20 protein-coding genes are annotated in these 21,168 nt (G+C 56.1%); 10 read left to right on the forward strand and 10 right to left on the reverse strand.

Features of this window, described 5'->3' with window-relative positions; genetic code table 11:
* Nucleotides 1–182: 182 nt before the first annotated feature.
* Together H6F59_RS02250 and H6F59_RS02255 are read left to right on the forward strand one after the other, a co-directional pair.
* On the forward strand, nt 183–1,676 hold the full coding sequence (locus tag H6F59_RS02250; protein WP_190694783.1) for a DEAD/DEAH box helicase: 1,494 nt from the start codon (nt 183–185) through the stop codon (nt 1,674–1,676).
* 462 nt (nt 1,677–2,138) lie between these two features.
* Nucleotides 2,139–2,879 (forward strand): hypothetical protein, encoded by a 741-nt coding sequence (locus H6F59_RS02255; RefSeq protein ID WP_190694786.1) that lies wholly within the window; start codon nt 2,139–2,141, stop codon nt 2,877–2,879.
* 235 nt (nt 2,880–3,114) lie between these two features.
* Here H6F59_RS02255 and secG read toward each other — a convergent pair whose 3' ends face one another.
* From secG to H6F59_RS02275, 4 genes are all read right to left on the reverse strand, one after another.
* On the reverse strand, nt 3,115–3,369 hold the full coding sequence (secG, locus tag H6F59_RS02260) for a preprotein translocase subunit SecG (RefSeq protein WP_190515466.1): 255 nt from the start codon (nt 3,367–3,369) through the stop codon (nt 3,115–3,117).
* Between the two features lie 90 nt (nt 3,370–3,459).
* Entirely contained in the window at nt 3,460–5,058 is a 1,599-nt protein-coding gene (gene gpmI / locus H6F59_RS02265; RefSeq protein ID WP_190694788.1) for a 2,3-bisphosphoglycerate-independent phosphoglycerate mutase, read from the reverse strand.
* Between the two features lie 288 nt (nt 5,059–5,346).
* Nucleotides 5,347–7,056, reverse strand: coding sequence for an ABC-F family ATP-binding cassette domain-containing protein (locus H6F59_RS02270; RefSeq protein ID WP_190694790.1), 1,710 nt, complete (start codon nt 7,054–7,056; stop codon nt 5,347–5,349).
* Nucleotides 7,057–7,266: 210 nt separating this feature from the next.
* Nucleotides 7,267–7,689, reverse strand: a complete 423-nt coding sequence (locus tag H6F59_RS02275) for a hypothetical protein (protein ID WP_190694792.1) — start codon at nt 7,687–7,689, stop codon at nt 7,267–7,269.
* 297 nt (nt 7,690–7,986) lie between these two features.
* On the opposite strand from H6F59_RS02275, the gene hisIE reads away from it, so the two are divergent.
* Nucleotides 7,987–8,637, forward strand: a complete 651-nt coding sequence (hisIE, locus tag H6F59_RS02280) for a bifunctional phosphoribosyl-AMP cyclohydrolase/phosphoribosyl-ATP diphosphatase HisIE (protein WP_190694794.1) — start codon at nt 7,987–7,989, stop codon at nt 8,635–8,637.
* A gap of 107 nt (nt 8,638–8,744) precedes the next feature.
* Here the strand turns inward: hisIE and rsmG are convergent, their stop codons facing one another.
* Entirely contained in the window at nt 8,745–9,479 is a 735-nt protein-coding gene (rsmG, locus tag H6F59_RS02285; RefSeq protein WP_190694796.1) for a 16S rRNA (guanine(527)-N(7))-methyltransferase RsmG, read from the reverse strand.
* Nucleotides 9,480–9,494: 15 nt separating this feature from the next.
* Nucleotides 9,495–10,151: an ABC transporter ATP-binding protein gene (locus H6F59_RS02290; RefSeq protein WP_190515480.1), complete on the reverse strand. Its 657-nt coding sequence runs from the start codon at nt 10,149–10,151 to the stop codon at nt 9,495–9,497.
* A 300-nt stretch (nt 10,152–10,451) separates the two neighbouring features.
* Between H6F59_RS02290 and H6F59_RS02295 the strand changes: the two genes are divergently transcribed.
* Both H6F59_RS02295 and H6F59_RS02300 read left to right on the forward strand, forming a co-directional pair.
* Nucleotides 10,452–11,387: a Sll0314/Alr1548 family TPR repeat-containing protein gene (locus H6F59_RS02295; RefSeq protein ID WP_242021220.1), complete on the forward strand. Its 936-nt coding sequence runs from the start codon at nt 10,452–10,454 to the stop codon at nt 11,385–11,387.
* A gap of 59 nt (nt 11,388–11,446) precedes the next feature.
* Nucleotides 11,447–11,899: a DUF3531 family protein gene (locus tag H6F59_RS02300; RefSeq protein ID WP_073607252.1), complete on the forward strand. Its 453-nt coding sequence runs from the start codon at nt 11,447–11,449 to the stop codon at nt 11,897–11,899.
* A 174-nt stretch (nt 11,900–12,073) separates the two neighbouring features.
* Here H6F59_RS02300 and H6F59_RS02305 read toward each other — a convergent pair whose 3' ends face one another.
* On the reverse strand, nt 12,074–13,045 hold the full coding sequence (locus tag H6F59_RS02305; protein ID WP_171972968.1) for a ribose-phosphate pyrophosphokinase: 972 nt from the start codon (nt 13,043–13,045) through the stop codon (nt 12,074–12,076).
* Nucleotides 13,046–13,249: 204 nt separating this feature from the next.
* On the opposite strand from H6F59_RS02305, the gene H6F59_RS02310 reads away from it, so the two are divergent.
* Complete coding sequence (locus tag H6F59_RS02310) at nt 13,250–13,639, forward strand: VOC family protein (RefSeq protein ID WP_190694798.1); 390 nt, start codon at nt 13,250–13,252, stop codon at nt 13,637–13,639.
* On the opposite strand, the gene H6F59_RS02315 is transcribed toward H6F59_RS02310, so the two are convergent.
* Both H6F59_RS02315 and H6F59_RS02320 read right to left on the reverse strand, forming a co-directional pair.
* Nucleotides 13,640–13,957: a DUF3067 family protein gene (locus H6F59_RS02315; protein WP_190694800.1), complete on the reverse strand. Its 318-nt coding sequence runs from the start codon at nt 13,955–13,957 to the stop codon at nt 13,640–13,642.
* Between the two features lie 89 nt (nt 13,958–14,046).
* Nucleotides 14,047–14,280 (reverse strand): hypothetical protein, encoded by a 234-nt coding sequence (locus H6F59_RS02320; protein ID WP_190694802.1) that lies wholly within the window; start codon nt 14,278–14,280, stop codon nt 14,047–14,049.
* Nucleotides 14,281–14,421: 141 nt separating this feature from the next.
* Between H6F59_RS02320 and petC the strand changes: the two genes are divergently transcribed.
* The 4 genes from petC (at nt 14,422) to H6F59_RS02340 (ending at nt 19,487) form a co-directional block, all read left to right on the forward strand.
* Nucleotides 14,422–14,964 (forward strand): cytochrome b6-f complex iron-sulfur subunit, encoded by a 543-nt coding sequence (gene petC, locus H6F59_RS02325; RefSeq protein WP_190694804.1) that lies wholly within the window; start codon nt 14,422–14,424, stop codon nt 14,962–14,964.
* Nucleotides 14,965–15,038: 74 nt separating this feature from the next.
* Nucleotides 15,039–16,004, forward strand: a complete 966-nt coding sequence (gene petA, locus H6F59_RS02330; RefSeq protein ID WP_190694806.1) for a cytochrome f — start codon at nt 15,039–15,041, stop codon at nt 16,002–16,004.
* 241 nt (nt 16,005–16,245) lie between these two features.
* Nucleotides 16,246–18,036, forward strand: coding sequence for a translational GTPase TypA (gene typA, locus H6F59_RS02335; protein ID WP_190694807.1), 1,791 nt, complete (start codon nt 16,246–16,248; stop codon nt 18,034–18,036).
* Nucleotides 18,037–18,272: 236 nt separating this feature from the next.
* Entirely contained in the window at nt 18,273–19,487 is a 1,215-nt protein-coding gene (locus H6F59_RS02340; protein ID WP_199325518.1) for a DUF58 domain-containing protein, read from the forward strand.
* A gap of 161 nt (nt 19,488–19,648) precedes the next feature.
* Here the strand turns inward: H6F59_RS02340 and gatB are convergent, their stop codons facing one another.
* Entirely contained in the window at nt 19,649–21,151 is a 1,503-nt protein-coding gene (gene gatB, locus H6F59_RS02345) for an Asp-tRNA(Asn)/Glu-tRNA(Gln) amidotransferase subunit GatB (RefSeq protein ID WP_190515500.1), read from the reverse strand.
* Nucleotides 21,152–21,168: the final 17 nt, after the last annotated feature.

A 21,168-nucleotide genomic window follows, 5' to 3' on the forward strand; every position in this document is an offset into this window, starting at 1 on the left:
CGAGGGAGAAGCGATCGCCCACTACATGGAATCTCAACGATAACTGCTTTAGAGTCAACCGTTGAGGTAAGGCAAAAGTCATGACGATGGCCCTCGCTAACCGTCAACTGCCTGAATTGTAGCTTTCTAGAATCCTCACGTTTAGCTGCCCGCTACAATATCCCCAGTAACTATGAACCACCATGGGGCGCACACCCACCCTCACCTACGATCGCGGCACCCTAATCCTGCATCCACCGCCGCGAGGCAGAAGCTGGGTAGACTTTGCCCACTGGGACGATCGCATTGAGAAATTTCGCATTCCCGCTCAGCAGTACCGCGCTCTGGTCGAAACCCTGCGAGCCGAGCAAGTGCCCTTCAACGATCAGGCCCACACCTTTAAGCCGCTAGAGCTTGATCCCCGACTGAGCCTGGAACCCTATCCCCATCAAACAGAGGCCTTACAGGCCTGGATCGATCAGCGCTGGCGCGGTGTGGTGGTGCTGCCCACCGCTAGCGGCAAAACCTTCCTGGCCCAAATGGCTATGCAGGCCACGCCTCGGCCCACACTGATTACCGTGCCGACGCTGGACCTGATGCACCAATGGTATGCCCATCTAGAGGCGGCCTTCCCCGATGTAGAAGTAGGGCTTTTAGGCGGGGGATCAAAGGATCGCACGCCGATTTTAGTGGCCACCTACGACAGTGCCGCCATCCACGCCGAAAGCCTGGGGAACCAGTACGCCCTACTGATCTGCGACGAGTGTCATCACTTACCCAGCGACTTCAACCGGGTGATCGCTGAATATTCCATCGCGCCCTACCGGCTGGGGCTGACCGCCACCCCCGATCGTGCCGATGGCCGCCATGAGGATTTGACCCATCTACTGGGGCCAGTGGTTTATGCCAAGTCGGCGGCGGACCTGTCGGGGGATGCCTTGGCCCCGTTTCAGATTGTGCCGATTAGGGTAAAGCTGTCGAACCAGGAGCGATCGCGCTACGATCAGCTGATTGCCCAGCGCAACCGCTTTTTGCAGGAGGCCAATATTTGGCTCAGCTCAGCTCAGGGGTGGCAGCGATTCGTTCGAGCTAGCGCCCAATCCCCAGGGGGGCGGCGAGCGATGCTGGCCCATCGGGAGGCGCGGGCGATCGCCTTGGGTACCGAAGGCAAGCTGCGAGTGCTCGCCGACCTGCTAGCCCAGCATCACCCCGATCGCACGATCATATTCACCAACGACAATGCCACTGTCTACCACATCTCTGAGACCTTCTTGATCCCCGCCATTACCCACCAAACTCCAGTCAAAGAGCGCCACGCTATCCTCCAGGATTTTCGCAATGGCCAGTACCCCACCCTGGTGGTTAGCCACGTACTCAACGAGGGAGTCGATGTGCCCGAGGCGCGGGTGGCCATCTTGCTCTCCGGCAGCGGCTCCACGCGCGAGTATGTGCAACGGCTGGGGCGCATTTTACGCAAGGGCAGCGGCAACAAGCAGGCCATGCTCTACGAGGTTGTGGCCGAAGAAACTACCGAAGAAGCCATTTCTAGCCGTCGCCGCCAGGGAGTGCAACCGTCGCCGGCTAGTCCTCACCAGCTAGAGCTAGTACCGGTAAAACCGGTCTATAGTGCTGATCCCCTACCGGCCGTGCCGCGAGCAGCAGAAGCGCCACCCTTACCTCTTTCTGACCCAGAGTGAGCACTCACCCGTGCCACAAAAATAATCCCAAAGATAGTGGACATGGGTGTGCTCAGAAAGCTCCTCAAACGCTATCTTAGTAGTAAGCTAAAGTCTTGCTAGAAGAGGGTTACCGGCGATCGCGCCTAAACCTTATATCGGAGCTTTGCCCACGGCTTAATGCCGCGTTTATTGATCTAGGCTTTCCCCCACAGCCCTACGTGTCGGGTTTTGCCCTAGTTGACGAGAGTTAAGTAACGAGCTAGGTAAGCCTGGTGGTCTAGTTCTTTGGCCTGCTGTAATTGTAGAGCTGGCCAGCGACCCGCCTTTTACTGCCAGATTTGAGCCTTAACTTCCATTAACTTGGGAACCAGTTCGCTTGGGTTCTCGGACTCTTACGAGCGCGGGTGCCTCTGTCTCATAGCTTTGGCGATTGCCCCAGCGCCAAGCATTCCTGCTTTCCCAATCCCCACCTATCCTTCGATGAGTCACCTGTTTGCTACGGCTTTGCTTCTTACCCTTGGTGTTGGTTCAGCGGGACTGTTGACAGTTTCTGCCCAGCCGACCCAGGCTCAGTCTTTTAACCCCCTCAGCCCCTTGCAGCCGGGGCTAATGGGCACTAGTTCTGCGGTGCCAGCTCTCGAGAACTACCTCGCTCAAGTAGAAATGCCCCTGGCACCAGAAGCGGGGATCGCAGAGGCCGGGGCATCCTCTGCTGGGGAGCAAGACCAGTCTATAGATGCGATCGCCGCCACGATTTGTGCTCACCTACCGGAGTGGGAGCGCCCGTCGGCGATCGCTCAGACTAAGCAGCTAGAAGCCATGCCCTATTACGGTGAAGTACTCGATACCGATCCTATGGCTGAGCTGGCCAAAGCCTGGTGGAGTCACGAAGTCTTTGTGTTCACTACCTACGGCCTCAGCGCCCGCACCGATCCCCTTTATCTCTCTGGGGTGTGGACAGCAATGGATGACATCTGGGACTGCTACAGCGGCGATCAGCCCGAGAAAATTAATCAAGGGGAGCTGGCAGAAATGTGGCTGCTGCACCACCGCTTGGTCAACCTAGAATGGCAAGACAATCAGTACCTAGTCACCGTTGAGCCCGTGGACGCTGGCCTACAACTGGTGCAATTTCCCCGCCGCGAGAATGGTCAAACTTTACCCCTGAGCATTGTCTCCACTACAGGGCAGGCCCTAGCGGTAATGTCTGGCGATTGGTGATCCCCACCGACGCGATTCAAAAGAGAAAGCCTCCGATTCAGGCGAGTCGGAGGCTTTCTCTTATCTCTTTAAACCCTAGTTCTTTACCAGCTTTAGCCAAACCCGTTAGTTTCCAGACCCTTTATTCAAATAGGGTAAACGGTATTGACTCTTACAAGCTGGAACGTTTTTGAGTCAAGGGTATTGAATCGAGCACGGAATGAGGATAGTTTCTAGAGCCGAAAATTCAAAGGTTTTAGAGGGCAGGGGGAGTGGCGGCCACGTCGAGCCAGCCAGCACTCAGCACTACCGTCAGGCCCATAAACAGCACGGTTAAGGTCCAAGTAACGCGGTTGAGAGTGGTTTCAGCGCTTTTGGTGCTGGTAAATAGCTGGGCCTGACCACCTAGGCCGCCCAAACCATCGCCCTTAGGGCTGTGCAGCAGCACCAGGGCCGTTAGACCCACAGCAGCAACCATCCAGATAACCTTCAAAATTGTGATAACTATCATCGCGTTTTTAAACTAACCTGCTCAAAATAACGGCCCAATCTTCACTATACCCCAAGCCTCTCAGCCATTCCAGCATCGCCTTAGGTAGGGCTAGAGGGAGAGTTTGACTGGGGTACGGTTGTTGCGAATTTCTACATCGGCGGGGAGAAACATGGAGCGCCCGGTCATCTCTTGGGGCTGGGGCAGACCCAGAATTTGCAGAATGGTAGGGGCAATATCAGACAGCCGCCCGTCTTCGCGCAGATTAACGTCGCCACCGTAGGCAGGCACCTTGAGCTTCTCACCCTCAACCAGAATAAAGGGCACCGGGTTGGTGGTGTGGGCTGTCCAGGGCTTGTGGTTTTCGTCCCACATCAGCTCGGCGTTGCCGTGGTCAGCAATGATAATGGCGGTGCCGCCAGCCTTGCCAATACCGTCAATTAAGCGGCCCAGCTCGTGGTCAACGGCCTGGAGAGCCGTGATCGTGGACTCCATCTTGCCGGTGTGACCCACCATGTCGGGGTTGGCGTAGTTGATCACCACCAGCGAATAAATCCCTTTTTTGATGGCAGCTAGGGCGGTGTTGGTCACCGCCGCCGCCGACATGGCCGGAGCCTTATCGTAGGTCGCGACCATCGGGCTAGATACCAGCTCTCGGTCTTCGCCCTTTAGGGGTTCTTCCAGACCGCCGTTAAAGAAGTAGGTGACATGGGCGTACTTTTCGGTTTCGGCGGTGCGAAATTGCTTAAGCCCATGGTTGGCTACTACTTCGCCCAAAATGTTGCTCAGGTTTTGAGGCTGAAAGGCTACCCTGACCGGCATGTCCGGGTCGTACTGGGTCATAGTGACGAAGCTTAGGGGTGCCACTAAATTCCGCTCAAAACCCTTGAAGTTGGGATCAACTAAAGCCTGGGTCAACTGGCGAGCGCGATCGGGACGGAAATTGAAGAAGATTACCCCATCCTCTGGGGCGATCGCACCGGGGGCCAGCCGCACTGGCTCTACAAATTCATCGTTGATCTCCTGGTCATAGGATTCTAGCAGCGCTTCGATAGCGGTTTTGCCGCTGCCCTCGCCGGGGTCGGTCATCACTCGGTAGGCCTTCTCGACGCGATCCCAGCGGTTGTCGCGATCCATGGCGTAGTAGCGGCCGCTGAGAGTGACCAGGCGGCCCAGGCCTAGCCGGTCAACGTAGTCCTGAATTTTTTGAACCGACACCCTGCCTTCGGTGGGCTTGGTGTCGCGGCCATCGGTAATGACGTGAATGCAAACTTCATCAACGTCTTGGGCTTTGGCCATCTCTAGCAGGCCAAACAGGTGAGAGAGGTGAGAGTGCACGCCCCCCTCAGAGCACAGCCCCACTAGGTGCAGCTTACTGTTGCGGTAGCGCACCGCCTGACACACCTCTAGAAAAGCCTCGTTTTCTTGCAGGGTGCCGTCTTCTACGGCGTCAGAAATACGCACCAGTTCTTGGGGCACAATGCGCCCTGCACCAATGTTGAGGTGACCAACTTCGGAGTTGCCCATCTGACCGTCGGGCAGCCCCACATCCTTGCCTGATGTACGAATCAAAGTGCGGGGATAAGCGGCCCACAGACTATCCATAACCGGAGTCTTTGCGGCGGCGACAGCGTTACCGTCGGTGTTTTCCCGATATCCCCAGCCGTCAAGAATGATTAAAACCATCGGCGGGACTGACGCTTGACTCATAGGTAAGAATCCTTGGGAGTTGGACTAACGTCTCAGCAATCATACTATCCAGAAATTTGGCCCCAATCTGAGCTGGGACGGAGCTGGAATAGCCGTTTAAAGACTCACTTACACGCGATCGCGCCAGGCAGATACGTTTAGTTCAATGCTGCGAGGGCATAACCCACAGCACGAAAAGCTAGCAACTGTACTCTGAACCCAGCCTAAACGCGCTATACAGGCATGTGACCAGGTTAAAGCGCAATTTAAGAGAAATTTTTATAAAGTGCATATTACTCTACATCGGCATCATTTTGTAGCGCCTGCTTTGCGTTTGGCCTGCTGCTGCTGGCGCTTGGCGTCAGCCTTTGCCTTTTTCTCAGCCTCTAGGGCAGCTCGCTTTGCGGCCTCGGCCTCTTCTGCCACCTTGTCGAGGTAATAGTGGTAGTCACCCCGGTACAGCCGCAGCTCGCCATCGCGAATTTCGACAATTTTGGTAGCCACGCGGGAAATAAAGTAGCGATCGTGGGAGACCAACAGCACCGTACCGTCGTAGTGCTGCAGGGCCTCCTCCAGCATCTCTTTGGCGGGGATATCGAGGTGGTTGGTGGGCTCGTCGAGCATCATCAGGTTGGCGGGTCGCAGCAGCATTTTGGCCAGGGCCAGGCGAGCTTTTTCGCCACCGCTGAGAGCTTTGACCTGCTTAAAGGCCATGTCGCCTGTGAAGAGAAATCGCCCCAGCAGGGTGCGGACTTCTTCGTTGGTCCAATCGGGCACTTCGTCGTGAATAGTAGCGATCACGGTTTTCTCTAGATCGAGAGCCTCAGCCTGGTTTTGCTCAAAGTAGCTGGGGATCACGTTGTGGTTGCCCACTTCTACCTGACCGTCGGTGGGAGTTTCTAGCCCGGCAATCAGGCGCAGCAGGGTCGATTTGCCCGAGCCGTTGTGGCCGAGGAAAGCAATGCGATCGCCCCGCTCAATCAACAGGTTGGCCCCCAGAAACAAGATCTTCTCATCGTAGCTGTGGGTGAGATCGGCAACCGTCACTACTTCGCGCCCGCTGCGGGGAGCCGGGGGAAAGCGAAAGTGCAGCGTGCGCACGCTGCCGGTGGGGGCCTCAATGCGCTCCACCTTATCTAGCTGCTTTTCGCGGCTTTTGGCCTGGGTACTGCGGGTGGCGCTGGCCCGAAAGCGATCGACAAAGGCCTGCTGTTTGGCGATTTCTTTTTGCTGACGCTCAAAGGTGCTGAGCTGGGCGGCCAGACTTTCTTCTTTTTGGGTGAGGTAGGCGGTGTAGTTGCCCAGGTAGGTGGTGGAGACGCCGCGCTCGGTTTCAACAATCTGGGTGCAGAGGCGATCGAGAAATTCTCGGTCGTGGGAGACGATCACCATGGGGGTGGTGAGCTTTTTGAGGTAGCCCTCTAGCCACTCGATAGTATCGAGGTCGAGGTGGTTGGTAGGCTCGTCGAGCAGCAGCACGTCGGGGGCTTGCAGCAAGATTTTGCCTAAGCCCATGCGCATCTGCCAGCCGCCGCTAAACTCGCTGACGTAGCGATCGCCGTCGCTGGCCTCAAAACCCATTTCGGGCAAGATTTTCTCAATTTGCGACTCTAGCCCATAGCCGCCCAGGGCATCAAAGCGCCGCTGCAGCTTGTCGAGTTCGTTGATCAGGCGATCGAGTTCAGTGGGATCGGCGGTCTCCATCAGCGTGGGAATGTGGTGCAGCTTCGACTGCACCTCGTTGGCCTCTTTAAATACCGTCCAAAATTCGTCGCGCACCGTATGGCTGGGGTCGACCTCAAACTCCTGGGAGAGGTAGGCGATTTTGAGGTCGGCAGGGCGAATGATGGTGCCCGTGGTGGGCTCAATCTTACCGGTGATAATTTTGAGCTGGGTCGATTTGCCCGCGCCGTTGACGCCGACGAGACCGATGCGATCGCCTGGCTTCACCTCCCAGTTCACGTCCTTGAGAACCTCCCCGGTGGGGTAAATCTTGCTGATGTGCTCTAAACGCAGCATGGGCGGCTCCAAAGGCGGGGAGTAAACGAATCTTTACCAAAGGTAACGAAAAATGGGGGCAGGTTGTTAACTCTTGCGCTATCTGGCTAATTCATCTCTGGTAGAAAAATCGATCCGCCCCTGCGCCCATAAAAAAGGACGCAGCTAGGCTACGTCCTCGTTAATTCACTGGTAAGACTTTAGCTCCAGGCATAACCTGAGAACTACTGACTACTTCTTCATGTCCTTAGCCATTTTGCGGAACATGTCGAGGCTGGTATCGACCTTGCGACGCTCGGAGCTAGCATCCTTCTTGACAGCAGGTTGAATAGAGATTTCAGACGGGGCAATCTTTTCCACAGACAGGCCCTGCTGCTCTTGCAAACGTTTAGCCTCTAGGGCTGAAATTTGCCGAACGCTTTCTTTTTCTACGGTTTCGCCGCGCTTTTTGGCAAAGGTGCGTCGCACGGTCTTAGACGAGCGCATGTACTCAATGTTGCCATAGCTCTTAGCGTCGTCCTCATTGAGAAAATAAGCCCCCCCGACCTGTTTGATGGTGGGTTGCTGGGGGGCGGGCTGCCGCCGTGCAGGGCGGTCTGACTCGCCGGGATTCTTAGCTTTGCCGCCAAACAACCCGCGAATAAATCCAGTCATGAAGCTCTCCTGCGTCTGTAAATAGTAGGGTCGAATGAACCAAGCCCGCAGGCAAAGCGCCCCTAAGCAGGGCAGATGGCCAGACTAGACTTAGCTGAAGGTTTGTTAACTACTATGTTAACTTTTGTTGGCAGAAAAGTTGGCAGCAAATTGGCCTAATCCTCGTTTTGTATCAGGTTGGGCGTTTATGAGAGCACGTCATGGAGCAAGCTGCAGCGGTCAGCGATTTCTAGAGCATAGGAGCAGGGCCAAGGCGAAGAAATACTAGAGTGGGTAAGGATGTTTTACCCCCTTGCTATGGTCACTTCTCCGTCTTCGCCCTTTGTCGCCGCTGTGCCCGTCGATCGCATTCGTTACAACGACCAGGGGCTAGTGCCTGCCATTGTGCAAGACCACCTCGACGGCACCGTGCTAATGATGGCCTGGATGAACGCCGAATCGCTTCAGCGCACTCTAGATAGCGGCGAAACCTGGTTCTGGAGCCGATCGCGCCAAGAGTTTTGGCACAAGGGCGCAACCTCGGGCCATGTGCAAAAGGTGCAGGCCATCCGCTACGACTGCGACAGTGATGCCCTACTGGTCACGGTAGAACAGCTGGGCGACATTGCCTGCCACACGGGCGAGCGTAGCTGCTTCCATCAAGTAGACGACCACAGAGTTGCCCCGCCCGCCGATACGCTGTCTCAGGTGTTTGAGGTAATCTGCGATCGCCGCGATCACCCCAACCCCGACTCCTACACCTGCAAACTGCTGGCTGGGGGCGACAACAAGATTCTCAAGAAGATTGGAGAAGAAGCCGCTGAGGTTGTGATGGCCTGCAAGGATGATGACGCCGATGCGATCGCCGGGGAAGCCGCCGACTTGATGTACCACACCCTAGTTGCCCTAGCTCACCACGGGGTTGATATTAAGGACGTGTACCGCAAGCTTCAGGAGCGGAGACGGTAATGTGAGTGGATGAGTAGGAGGGTGGATGAGTGGATGGGTAGGGAGACAGAAAAGATACTGTTTCACTCCCTCACCCATCCACCCCCCACTCCCTACCCATCCACTCCCTACGCCAGCGGCGTCTTCGACGGAATCCCCGGTAGGCGCGGAAACTTATCTGGCGTGCGCTCTACTTTGGTGAGCACGACGTTGTGGCGAACGCCTTGGGTAATGGGCGTAGTCTGCGATCGCACCTCCGATAGCTTGCCGCCCAGACGCGGCAGGATGGCCGTCAAGCCGGCTTCCTCTTCTGCCGACCACTGGCCTCGGTAGAGGATGGCCTGGCCGCCTAGGTTTAACAGAGGCAGGGCATACTCAGCGCAGGTGTTGACCGGACCGACGGCCCGCAGCAGAGCCAGGTCATAGGATTCGCGGTGAATGGGCTGGTGTGCTACCTGCTCGGCTCGCTGAGGCAAAAAGCTGACGTTAGCGATCCCCAAAGTTTCACAGACGGTTTCGAGGGCAACGAGTTTTTTGCGGGTTGCGTCGAGCAGGGCGATCGCCCAATGAGGAAACACCAGCGCCACCGGCAGGCCAGGAAAGCCGCCGCCGGTGCCAACATCAACCACCTTGAGCGCGTCGGCACTGGCTCCCTCGCTCAGCCACAGGGCCACACCCTGGAGCGAATCCCACAGGTGCTTCTCCCAAAAATCCTCAGGGGTGGTGATACGGGTCAGGTTTACCTGCTGGTTGGCCGCCAAAACGGCGTCGTAAAGCAGCTGAAAACTCTGCTGCTGGCGATCGCTGGGCTGCCAGTACAAAGTGCTCTGCCAGCGATCGCCGTAGGAAGGTAGCATGTCCATAAAATTCTAAAGTGCCTATCCGGCGGTGGTCGAAAGGGTTGTTGTCGGCACCGGAGCCAGACGGCCGTGATCGAGATGCCAGCAGCGATCGGCCAGCTGGGCCAACTCATCGGCATCGTGAGACACCACCAGCAGCGTCCAGTTTTGCTTAAGCTGCTTGAGCAGCGCAATAATCTGCTGACGCATCGACCAGTCTAATCCGGCGGTGGGTTCATCCAGCAGCAGCAGGTAGGGCTTGCGAATCAGCTGTACCGCTAGAGCCAATCGCCGCTGCTGCCCGCCGCTGAGGGCGTGGGGCGCCGCCTTGAGGGAGAGCTGCTCTAGCCCTACCGCCCGCAGCGCTTGCTCAATCTGGTCACGGGCCATTTCTGGATGGCCCAAGCGCAGTTCTTCCAACAGGCTGTGCCCGCAAAAGTGGCGTTCAGGAAATTGAAACACCAGTCCTGCCAGCTGCCGCAGCGACTCAGGGTCGAGGTCTTGCTGCCGCCACTGAATCGTGCCCTGGGTGGGTTGAGCAAACCCTGCCATTAGCTCTAGCAGCGTACTCTTGCCCGACCCGCTCGGTCCGTAGATCAACCCTAGCTGCTGAGGCGCTAGCTCGAGGGAAATATCCTGCAAAATGGCCTTAGGGCTGGCCGGGGGGTGATAGGTAAGTTGGCGAAGATAGAGCATTCCACCCGCACAGTAAAACAGAAGACAACACGACTAAATTCTGCGAAAACCGGTACAGCCACCATGACCGATAGCCGATACCTTTTCCAGTGTGCCCTACTAGGTTGCCATTGGTAGAGAGCCGAGGCCGATTTGACGAGAGCTAGGCCAGTGTAGCTTCTGTAACATTACCGCTGCAAACTCCTAGGTAATTCGCCACAATTGGGCCATCAGGTATCACGATGGCTGATTGAGCAGGCATCTCTCCCTCCAAGTCATACGTTCCGTTTTGATGTTCAGGTCGTAAGGGGTAATTTATTCATGGTTTTTCATGTTCGCCTGGCTCCACCTCGATTGAGTTCGCGCCTAAAAGCACTCTCTGCTGGTGCTCTCACCACAGCCTTTTTAGCGCTGGCTCCCCTGTCGGCCCATGCTGGGGATCCGTTCCGCCCCAACGATCCCCACGAGATTGGCGACAAGACTGAGGCTGTTTTTAACGCGCTCTTCTATGAAGGCAACTACACTGAGGCCCAGTCACTAGTTGGGCAGGCGATCGCAGCTGAGCCCGATGAGCCCATGAACTACGCCGTTGCGGCAGCGCTTGGCTACCTCAACAAAGATTTAGACAAGCTGGCCGAACAGGCCCGCCTCACCCAGCAAACTGCCACTGCTCTCAAAGAAACAGACCCCCTGCGTGGCCACCTCTACACCGCTGTGGGCATTTTCATGGAAGGTGCCCATGTTCTGCAAACCCAGGGGATCGCTCGAGGCACTCCCTCGACCCTGCGCCTGCTGCAGCGGGTCTTTAGCGAGCTGGCAGCCGCGGAGCGCATCGACGCCAACGACCCAGAACTTAGCCTGCTCAAAGGTTTTATGGATTTGCTGCTGGCGGTCAATCTGCCCTTTGCTAACCCTGATCAGGCGATCGCCCGGCTGCAAAACGGCAGCCCTGCCTATTTGGCCCACCGAGGTGTTGCCATTGGCATGCGTGACCTAGGTCGCTATGACGAGGCCTTGGCCGAGGTCGACAAGGCGCTAACGGCCGCCCCCAACAATCCTGATTTGATTTATCTCAAAGCACAAATTCTATTTCTGCAGCAGAAGTATGACGCCAGCCTGCCCCTATATCAATCGGCGCTGACCTACGCTGACCAACTGCCAACCTCGACGGTGCAGCAAATTACTCTTGAGGCCTGCCAGGCTGAGGGAATCGCTGGGGAGGTCTGCGTCGAGCGATCGCGCAATCTCGAACCCTAGCCTCCACAAGTTCAGGTAAGTTAAGCCCTATGCTGAGTAATGCAGTATGGGGCTTAACTATGCAGGTTGAATTTCGCGAGTGCGACTTCTTTAACCTTTGGATCTGGCTCAAATTCGAAACCGTGCCCTCCTCCATGGAGCAGCAGTACATCGACGAAGTCTTTTCGTCGTGGTTTTTTTTGGGGAAGCTGGGGGGCTTTAATGCCGAAAACCTTCAAGTGCAGGATACGGGCCTCGACATCAGCTATCTTCCCTACAACGAAGAGCAGCTGAGCAACAGCATGCTCTCGGTGATGCACAACATGGGTGAAGTCGAGTACGAAGGGCTTTGGGCCCGCTGCTGGCTCGACCTAGGCACCAGCGATGCCCTGGCCATCGACGTTTTAATCAACACCCTAGAGCAGTTTAGCCGTGAGTATGTGGTCATTGAAACCTGCTACATCGGGGGCGAAAACGCCGACTGGCCAATTCCAGGCAGTGGGCAGCCCGAGTTTGTTGACGAAGACGCCTAGCCTGTCCCGCTGACATTAGCAGCACCCAAGAAACCACAAAGAGGGGATGCCTGATGGCATCCCCTCTTTGTGTAAGACTACAGCTGCGATTCGCGCAGGGTAAAGCCTATAGCATCCCAAAAACGGGAACCGACTCGGAACGAGTATCCGTTCCGAAATCGCCTAGTCTAGCGGCTAGCGAAACATGCTGCTGACAGAGCTTTCTTCGTGAATGCGCCAGATAGCTTCACCCAGCAAATTTGCCATCGACAGCACTGTCAACTGCGGAAACTGCCGCGCGGCCGTCATCGGGATCGTATTGGTAACAATCACTTCTTCAAATAGACCCGCTGATAGGCGCTCCACCGCCGGGGGAGAAAACACCGCGTGGGTGGCGCAGGCATAAACCTGACGAGCCCCTTCCTGTTTGAGTAGGCGAGCTCCCTCACAGATCGTGCCAGCGGTGTCGATCATGTCATCGACCAGCACGGCAGTTTTGCCCCGCACGTCGCCCACCACGTTCATCACTTCTGCCACGTTGTGGGCCTGGCGACGCTTGTCAATGATGGCTAGAGGGGCATCGTTAAGCTTTTTGGCAAAGGCGCGAGCGCGGGCTACCCCACCCACATCGGGGGAGACCACCACCAGGTCTTCCAGCTTTTTGCTGGAGATATAGTCGATCAACACCGGGGTGCCGTAGACATGGTCGCAGGGAATATCAAAGTAGCCCTGAATCTGGGCGGAGTGGAGATCGATCGCCAACACTCGGCTGGCTCCGGCCTTGGTCATCAGGTTAGCCACAAGTTTGGCGGTGATTGACTCGCGCCCGGCTGTTTTGCGATCGGCGCGGGCATAGCCATAGTAAGGAATCACCGCGGTGATCTGCCGCGCCGAAGCCCGTCGACAGGCGTCGATCATAATCAGCAGCTCCATCAGGTGATCGTTCACCGGATAGCAGGTGGGCTGAATCAGATACACGTCACAGCCGCGAATCGACTCTTGAATCTGGATATAAACCTCACCATCAGCAAAGCGCTTGCGCACCATAGGGCCGAGGTCTAGCCCTAGGTAGCGAGCCACTTCACGCGCCAGGTCAACGTTGGCCGAGCCGGAAAAAAGTTTGAGGCGGTTGTTATCTCCGAAGTGCGACAGCGACGGAGTTTGCATCGGCAAAGTGGCGGAACGGATCACATCAGGCCCTCTGAGCATGTTCACCTAGGAAATCGTAGCATTCCAGTCTAAAAAGCTTCTGAGCAATTATCCTTAAAATGCTGTTGTGCCATGCCGCTTGGGCATGCCCTGAGGCCAGCGTTCCCCCGTAGGGCAAACCGCTATCCTGAAGCGCATGGCACTCAAATATCTTAATGAGTGATGGCATTTTGTCAGGGGATTCACCACGTTGCGATCATCTGTAGCAATTACGCTCAGTCTAAGCAGTTTTACACCCAGGTGCTGGGCTGCGCTGTGGTACGAGAGACCTATCGAGCCGAGCGCCAGTCCTACAAGCTTGATCTGCGCCTAGCCGATGGAATTCAGATTGAGCTGTTTTCGTTTCCCCACCCGCCGCCTCGTCCGTCACAGCCAGAAGCCCGAGGTCTGAGGCATTTAGCCTTAGTTGTTGAGGATCTAGAGGCGGCTATTCAGCACCTTCACGCTTGTCAGGTGACGGCAGAAGAAATTCGGCTAGATGAATTAACGGGCAAACGCTTTGTCTTTTTTCAAGACCCTGACCAACTGCCCATCGAGCTGTACGAGCGCTAGTTAAAACTCATCGGTTAGCCACTCTGAGGCGCGTTCCCCTAGGGGTAGGAGAATGCTGACCGCTTTGCCTAGCCGGGGGCGATCGCGGGTTTCAGCGATCTGCTGCTGCACGTATTCCACCTGTCCCCACTCGTACAGATAGAGTATGACCTGATTGAGGTGGGCCAAGTACTCCTCTTCACTAAGGGGAAACGACACCTGCTCCAGGTATCGCCACATCACCTGGAGAAATATTTTGCCCTGAGTACGCCGAAACTGAATGTCAAAGGAGTAGCCCCATTTGTCTATTAACAACGCTTGTAAATCTGCCCCTGTCACGCCCCTACCTCTGCTCTAGCTATCGTTGCCGCATATACATTTCTTTACGATACGCCCTAGTGGTCAACCTCCCTTACGCCGAGGCTTGACTAGCCAAAAATGGGCACATGATAGAAATAAATAGGATTTTGCGAGTTTCGAAGCCCTTTTTGATTCCTAAGGATGTCTTTTTCTCCCTCTCTCTCGCCTATACCTGATTTTTCTGTGATTTTGGGATTCTGACTATGCGATCGCTCCCATCCTTTTACTTTCAGCAGGGATTTTCTGAGAACAGCAAGGTGCAATAATACGATTGGTAAAGCTAAAGGCGTGGTCAGCGACATCGGGACTGCTCCACATTGGTGGTGCCCCGTAAAGGGTTTGCCGGGCTAGCGTAACGGGTCATGCATCCGCTTGCTGATCCCTGCTCAGCTACCGCCGTTAATAGCTGTTATTCATTTGAAACAGGTATACCAGTCTGGATTATGACTCAAGTTTCTGGAACCTCCGATGTCCCTGATTTGGGGCGCCGCCAATTTATGAACCTGCTGCTGCTGGGGGCCGCCTCTGGGGCCGTCGGGGGCATGCTCTATCCCGTTATTAAATACTTCATTCCCCCCTCTAGTGGTGGCGGTGGTGGCGGGGTAACCGCCAAAAACGAGCTGGGCAACGATGTGATTGCCAGTCAGTTTGTAGCGAGCCATAACCCCGGCGATCGCGTCTTAGTGCAAGGCCTCAAGGGCGATCCCACCTACCTGGTGATTCAGGAAAGTGGTTCCCTAGAGAGCTACGGCATCAGCTCTATCTGCACCCACCTGGGCTGTGTAGTGCCCTGGAACGCCAGCGAAAACAAGTTCATGTGTCCGTGCCACGGCTCTCAGTACGATGCCACAGGCAAAGTCGTACGAGGCCCAGCACCGCTGTCTTTGGCTTTGGCTCACGCCGACGTCACTGACGACGACAAAGTTACCCTCAGCAATTGGACTGAAACCGACTTTCGCACTGGCGACTCGCCCTGGTGGGCCTAGACGAGCCTGTGCTTTGGCCAACTGCAGCGCCATACCCCGTTGACATCACCCCAGTTGACATAACTTTTGAACGCATGAATAGACTCACTTCGTTAATCAACGGCCTGCGCCCCCTCGCCATTACCTGCGCCGCCGTTCTGACGGTGTTTGCAGGCTGGCTGGCGGTTCCCCAGACCGCCGAGGCGTATCCCTTCTGGGCCCAAGAAAACTACGCTGTTCCCCGTGAGGCCACCGGCCGGATTGTGTGCGCCAACTGCCACCTGGCGGCCAAGCCCACCAAGGTAGAAGTGCCCCAGGCCGTTCTGCCCGATTCCGTATTTAAGCTCAAGGTTGAAATTCCCTACGACCTCAGCACCCAACAGGTGTTGGGCGACGGTAGCCGCGGCGGCCTCAATGTTGGTGCTGTGGTGGTTCTCCCTGAGGGCTTCAAGATCGCTCCCCCTGATCGCATCTCTGAGGAGCTTAAGGAAGAAGTCGGCAATACCTACTTCCTGCCCTATAGCGATACTCAAGAAAACATTGTTCTGGTCGGCCCGCTACCCGGCGAACAGTATCAGGAAATTGTATTTCCCGTGCTAGCCCCCGACCCCGGTCAAGACAAGTCGGTTGCCTTTGGCAAGTATCAAATTCACGTTGGCGGCAACCGCGGTCGTGGCCAGGTCTACCCCACCGGTCAGGCCAGCAATAACACCGTCTATAACGCCACCTTGACCGGCACCGTCACAGACGTTGAGCCCCAGGCTGCCGGTGGCTATCAAGTCACTATTGAGGCAGACGCAGGCAACACCGTGACCGAGACCATTCCCGCTGGTCCTGAGCTACTCGTGGCTGAGGGTGACGTAGTGGAAGCCGGCAAGCCCCTGACCACCAACCCCAACGTGGGCGGCTTTGGCCAGATGGATGCCGAAATTGTGCTGCAAAGCCCCAACCGCATCAAAGGTCTAGTGGCCTTTTTGGCAGCGGTTATGCTCACCCAGATCATGCTGGTGCTGAAGAAGAAGCAGGTCGAGAAGGTTCAGGCTGCTGGCATGACCATGTAGGCCATTTACAGTCTAGTTGCCAAACTTCATCGAATTTCTCGACGATAGGAAAAAGGGACGTCAGTTGGCGTCCCTTTTTTACTGCCTGAATTTAGGTGGATAGCTGTCGTCAGGAGTCTGTTGAATAAGCTACAATTGTTAAGTATTTTTGCATATTCGAAACTTGTCTTGAGCTTCCTTACGTTTGGCGCTCTGGGGTAGTTTCGTCGCCCGCTTATTGTCGCCAAGGTTTTACACAGTTATGACGCTTCCCATTCGCAACGTTGCAATTATTGCCCACGTTGACCACGGCAAAACCACTCTGGTAGATGCCCTGCTAAGGCAGTCTGGCATTTTTCGCGAAGGGGAAGCCGTACCTGACTGCGTGATGGATTCTAATGACTTAGAGCGTGAGCGGGGCATTACCATTCTGTCTAAGAATACCGCCGTTCACTACGGTGAGACGTTGATCAACATCATCGACACCCCTGGCCACGCCGACTTCGGCGGCGAGGTGGAGCGGGTGCTGGGCATGGTTGACGGCTGCATTCTGATCGTGGATGCCAACGAAGGCCCCATGCCCCAGACTCGGTTTGTGCTGAAGAAAGCCTTGGAGAAAGGACTGCGCCCCATTGTGGTAGTCAATAAGATTGATCGACCCCAGGCCGATCCCCACGGTTCGGTTGATAAGGTGCTGGATCTATTTATTGAGCTAGGGGCCGACGACGATCAGTGTGAGTTTCCCTACCTGTTTGCCTCAGGGATATCGGGCTACGCCAAGAACAAGATCGAAGACGAAGGCATCGACATGAAGCCGATGTTTGAGGCCATTCTCGACCATGTGCCGCCCCCGATTGGCGATCCTGAAAAGCCTCTGCAAATTCAGGTGACAACCCTCGACTACTCCGAGTACCTGGGCCGCATTGTGATTGGCAAAATTCACAATGGGGTAATCAAAGCCGGACAGCAGGCCGCTCTGGTGACAGAAGACGGCACCTTGGTCAAATCCAAAATCTCCAAATTACTGGGTTTTGATGGCCTACGGCGCATTGAGATTGAAAGCGCCTCGGCGGGCCACATTGTGGCGGTAGCAGGCTTCGCCGATGCCAACATTGGTGAAACCATTACCTGCCCCACTAACCCCCAGGCGCTGCCGCTGATTAAGGTGGATGAGCCGACCCTACAGATGACCTTTGTGGTCAACGACTCCCCCTTTGCGGGGCAGGAGGGCACCTTTGTCACCTCCCGACAGCTACGCGATCGCCTCATGCGTGAGCTTGAGACTAACGTGGCGCTGCGAGTCGAGCCAACCGACTCCCCCGATCGCTTTTCAGTGTCGGGCCGGGGTGAGCTGCACTTGGGCATTTTGATTGAGACCATGCGCCGCGAGGGGTATGAGTTTCAGGTCACCCAGCCTCAGGTAATCTACCGCGAAGTCAACGGTCAGCCCTGCGAACCCTACGAACTCCTGGTGCTCGATGTGCCAGAAGAGGGCGTAGGCGGCTGCATGGAGCGCATTGGCCAGCGCCGGGGTGAGCTGCAAGATATGCGGGTGATGGGCGATGGCCGCGCCACGCTGGAGTTTGTGATTCCAGCGCGGGGCCTAATTGGCTTCCGCGGTGAGTTCATGCGTCTGACTCGTGGTGCAGGCATTATGAACCACAGCTTCTCAGACTATCGCCCCCTCTGTGGTGAGATTGAGGCGCGCCGCAACGGGGTGCTGATTGCCTTTGAAGAAGGGGTAGCTACCTTCTATGCTCTCAAGAATGCTGAGGACCGCGGGATATTCTTTATTACCCCCGGTACCAAGGTTTACAAGGGTATGATTGTCGGCGAACACAATCGCAACCAGGATCTCGACCTCAATATCTGCAAGAGCAAGCAGCTCACCAACCACCGAGCCGCTGGCGGCGACGAACTGGTGCAGCTGCAAACCCCTGTAGATATGAGCCTGGAGCGTGCTCTTGAGTACATTGGCCCAGACGAACTGGTGGAAATCACGCCTGAGTCTATCCGGCTGCGCAAGCTGTCCAAGAAGCTAGCGAAGCGCTAAGTCGATGGTATGACAGCTCGCCATAGAGCTGCTCAAAAGCTAAGAGGTCTGGACGGATACCTCGGCTGAACTGGGTCTCCGCTCGGCCTCTTCAATCAAAAGCGTCTACATCTCGCCTGCCCTCTCTGGCAGAGCGCTAGGATGTAGACGCTTTTGGTTTGTAAAAACGCTGGGCTGTCGAAGTGGCTGGGTACGCTGAAACGTAACGACAGCGGCACGCTATAGGGGAAACAGGTTTGAAACGGTTTACGCAGTGGCTAGAGCATCGCTGGGTTAACCCAGCCTATGTGGGTTGGATATTGCTGGGGCTGGCGCTGTTCTTTTTTGCGGCGGCCACTAATACCCTGGCGGGCTGGCTATACGTGATTAGCGGAGTGATGCTGGCGCTGCTGCTGATCGCGGCAGTGCTACCGCCTCGGAATTTGCAAGGACTTGTAGTGACGCGATCGCCCATTGCACCGGTCACCGCTGGGGCACCTTTGGATATTGAGCTGCGAGCTCGCAATACCCAGCGCCAGAGTAAAGGGCTGTTTCAGATTATCGACCCTGTGCCCTCGCGGCTGGGGGCGGTGGCGACACATGCCGTGGGCGCGCTGCCCCCAGGGCAAAGCCACACCTGGCGGTATGCAGTGCCAACCACGCGGCGGGGCGTCTACCGCTGGTCAACGATAGATCTGCGCACAGCTGCTCCCCTAGGTTTGTTCTGGTGTCGGCGCACAATGCCCGCTCCTGCCACAGCTGTGGTCTATCCCCAGGTGTTGCCCTTGAAGCGCTGCCCTCTACTAGATACTGTCGGCCAGCGCCAGGGTCAGCACTGGCGCTACAGCCCGCTAGCCAAAGCTGATACCCAGGGAGTAACGCGATCGCTGCGCCCCTACCGCTGGGGTGACCCAACCCGGCTGATCCACTGGCGCACCAGCGCCCGCTACGGCGAACTGCGGGTGCGTGAGCTAGAAAGCATAACCACCAGTCGAGAAGTTTTGATTGCCCTCAACACCACCGCGCGTTGGAATGAGGAGAGCTTTGAGCAGGCAGTAGTAGCGGCAGCGTCGCTCTATAACTACGCCTTGAAGCAGGGGTTTGCCGCAGCCTTATGGGTTCCACAAGCAGACACCCTGAGAGACTCAGCCCGAGTGATGCACGCTCTGGCTGAAGTGAATCCTGATCCAGGCCACGATCTGCGAAGCGTAAAGTCTGGGGCATCCCAGAAGCGGGAGTCGACCTGGGACGAGGATTCAGGCCAGAATCGCGCTATTGCTCTGCCTCAAGTAACAACAATTTGGCTCACCGCTGCTGGAGCCCAAACCGTCAGCCTCGCTGCTGGCAGTCGACAATTGATTTGGGGCAACGGCGATCGCAACGCTACCTCGGCGGATATACTAAGCACGCTCCAGATGGATCCAAGTCTTCCCCTGGAACCGCAGCTACAGGCCAATTTAGCGGCTAGATGAATGTGGAGTGGCTGTGGCGGCATTACGCAAAAAATTGGCAAAAAAAAGGAGAGCTCAAACGGCTCTCCCTACCATCAGGGTGCATCTAATATCATGTTAGCCCAAAAATTGCATGGGGGGTAAGACCCCTTATTGAATTTTTTCAATGTCTCTGCGAAGCATCATTGATTTAGTTTTTGGCTAAGCAGCTGATTGCTCAACTTTGGATCTACTCTGCCGCCGCTACGCTTCATCAGCTGACCCACAAAGAAGCCTTGGAGCTTTTTCTTACCGCCGCGATAGGCCTCTAGCTCTTCGGGATGGGCTGCCAACACTTCGTCGATCATGGCCTCAATCTGTGCAGGGTCAGAAATCTGGCTGAGGCCTCGCGCTTCCACTAGGGCTTTAGGAGAGCCGCCCTGGGTCAGCAGCTCAGGTAGCAAGTCTTTGCCGATTTTGTTGCTGATAGTCCCCGCTGCGATCAGCTGCACTAGCTCGGCTAGGGCAACAGGGGTCAGAGGCAGTGCATCGATGGATACTCGCTCGGTGTTGAGATAGGCGGCAATGTCTTGGGTGATCCAGTTGGCGGTGAGCTTGGGGTCGGCACCAGCCGCCATTGCCGCTTCAAAATATTCGGTGATGGCGCGCTCGTCGCTCAGCACGCGGGCATCGTAGGGAGAGAGGCCAAACTCAGACTCGTAGCGATCGCGCTTTTGAGCCGGTAGCTCGGGCAATTCCGCTAACCAGCCCTCTTTTTGCTCTGCTGACACCACAATGGGCGGCAGGTCGGGTTCAGGAAAGTAGCGGTAGTCGCTAGAGCCTTCCTTGGAGCGCATGCTCTTTGTACGCTGGCTGCTTTCATCCCACAGGCGAGTTTCTTGGATGATTTTCTCGCCGGTCTGGTTGGCTTTAATCTGCCGATCGATTTCGTACTCGATCGCCTTTTGAATAGCGCTAAAGGAGTTCATGTTTTTGATCTCCACCTTGGTGCCAAACTCCTCTTGGCCTACTGGGCGCACGGAGATGTTGACATCACAACGCAGAGAACCCTCCTGCATGTTGCCGTCGCTAATGCCCAGGTAGCGCACAATGCGGCGTAGCTCTTGGGCATATTCGGCAGCCTCTTGGCCGGTGCGAATATCGGGCTCGGAAACAATTTCGATCAGGGGAACGCCGGCTCGGTTGTAATCAACCAGGGAGTAGGTAGAGCCAGCCAGGCGATCGCTGCCCGCGTGCACCAGCTTGCCCGCATCTTCTTCCATGTGCAGACGGGTGATGCCAATGCGCTTGCGAGTGGCTTCCTTAGTCTTTTTGTCGATCAGCTCGATCTCAAGCCAGCCGTGCTCGGCAATGGGCAGGTCGTACTGAGAAATTTGGTAGTTCTTAGGTAGGTCGGGATAGAAATACTGCTTGCGATCGAACTTCGAGTAGGGCGCGATCTGGCAATTTAGGGCTAACCCAGCCTTGACGGCATACTCCAGCACACGCTGATTGAGCACCGGCAGCACTCCCGGCATGCCCACCACGATAGGATCGATGTAGGTGTTAGGGTCGGCCCCAAAGGCTGTAGAGGCTGGGGAGAAGATTTTGGTTTCGGTGCACAACTGACAGTGGGTTTCGAGGCCAATGATGGCTTCGTACTGAGTTTTAGCGGGCTGAGTTTTGGCGGGGGCCGCAGTGGTCATAAACCGCTCCAACGGGG

Source organism: Nodosilinea sp. FACHB-141, assembly GCF_014696135.1.
Lineage (GTDB): Bacteria > Cyanobacteriota > Cyanobacteriia > Phormidesmidales > Phormidesmidaceae > Nodosilinea.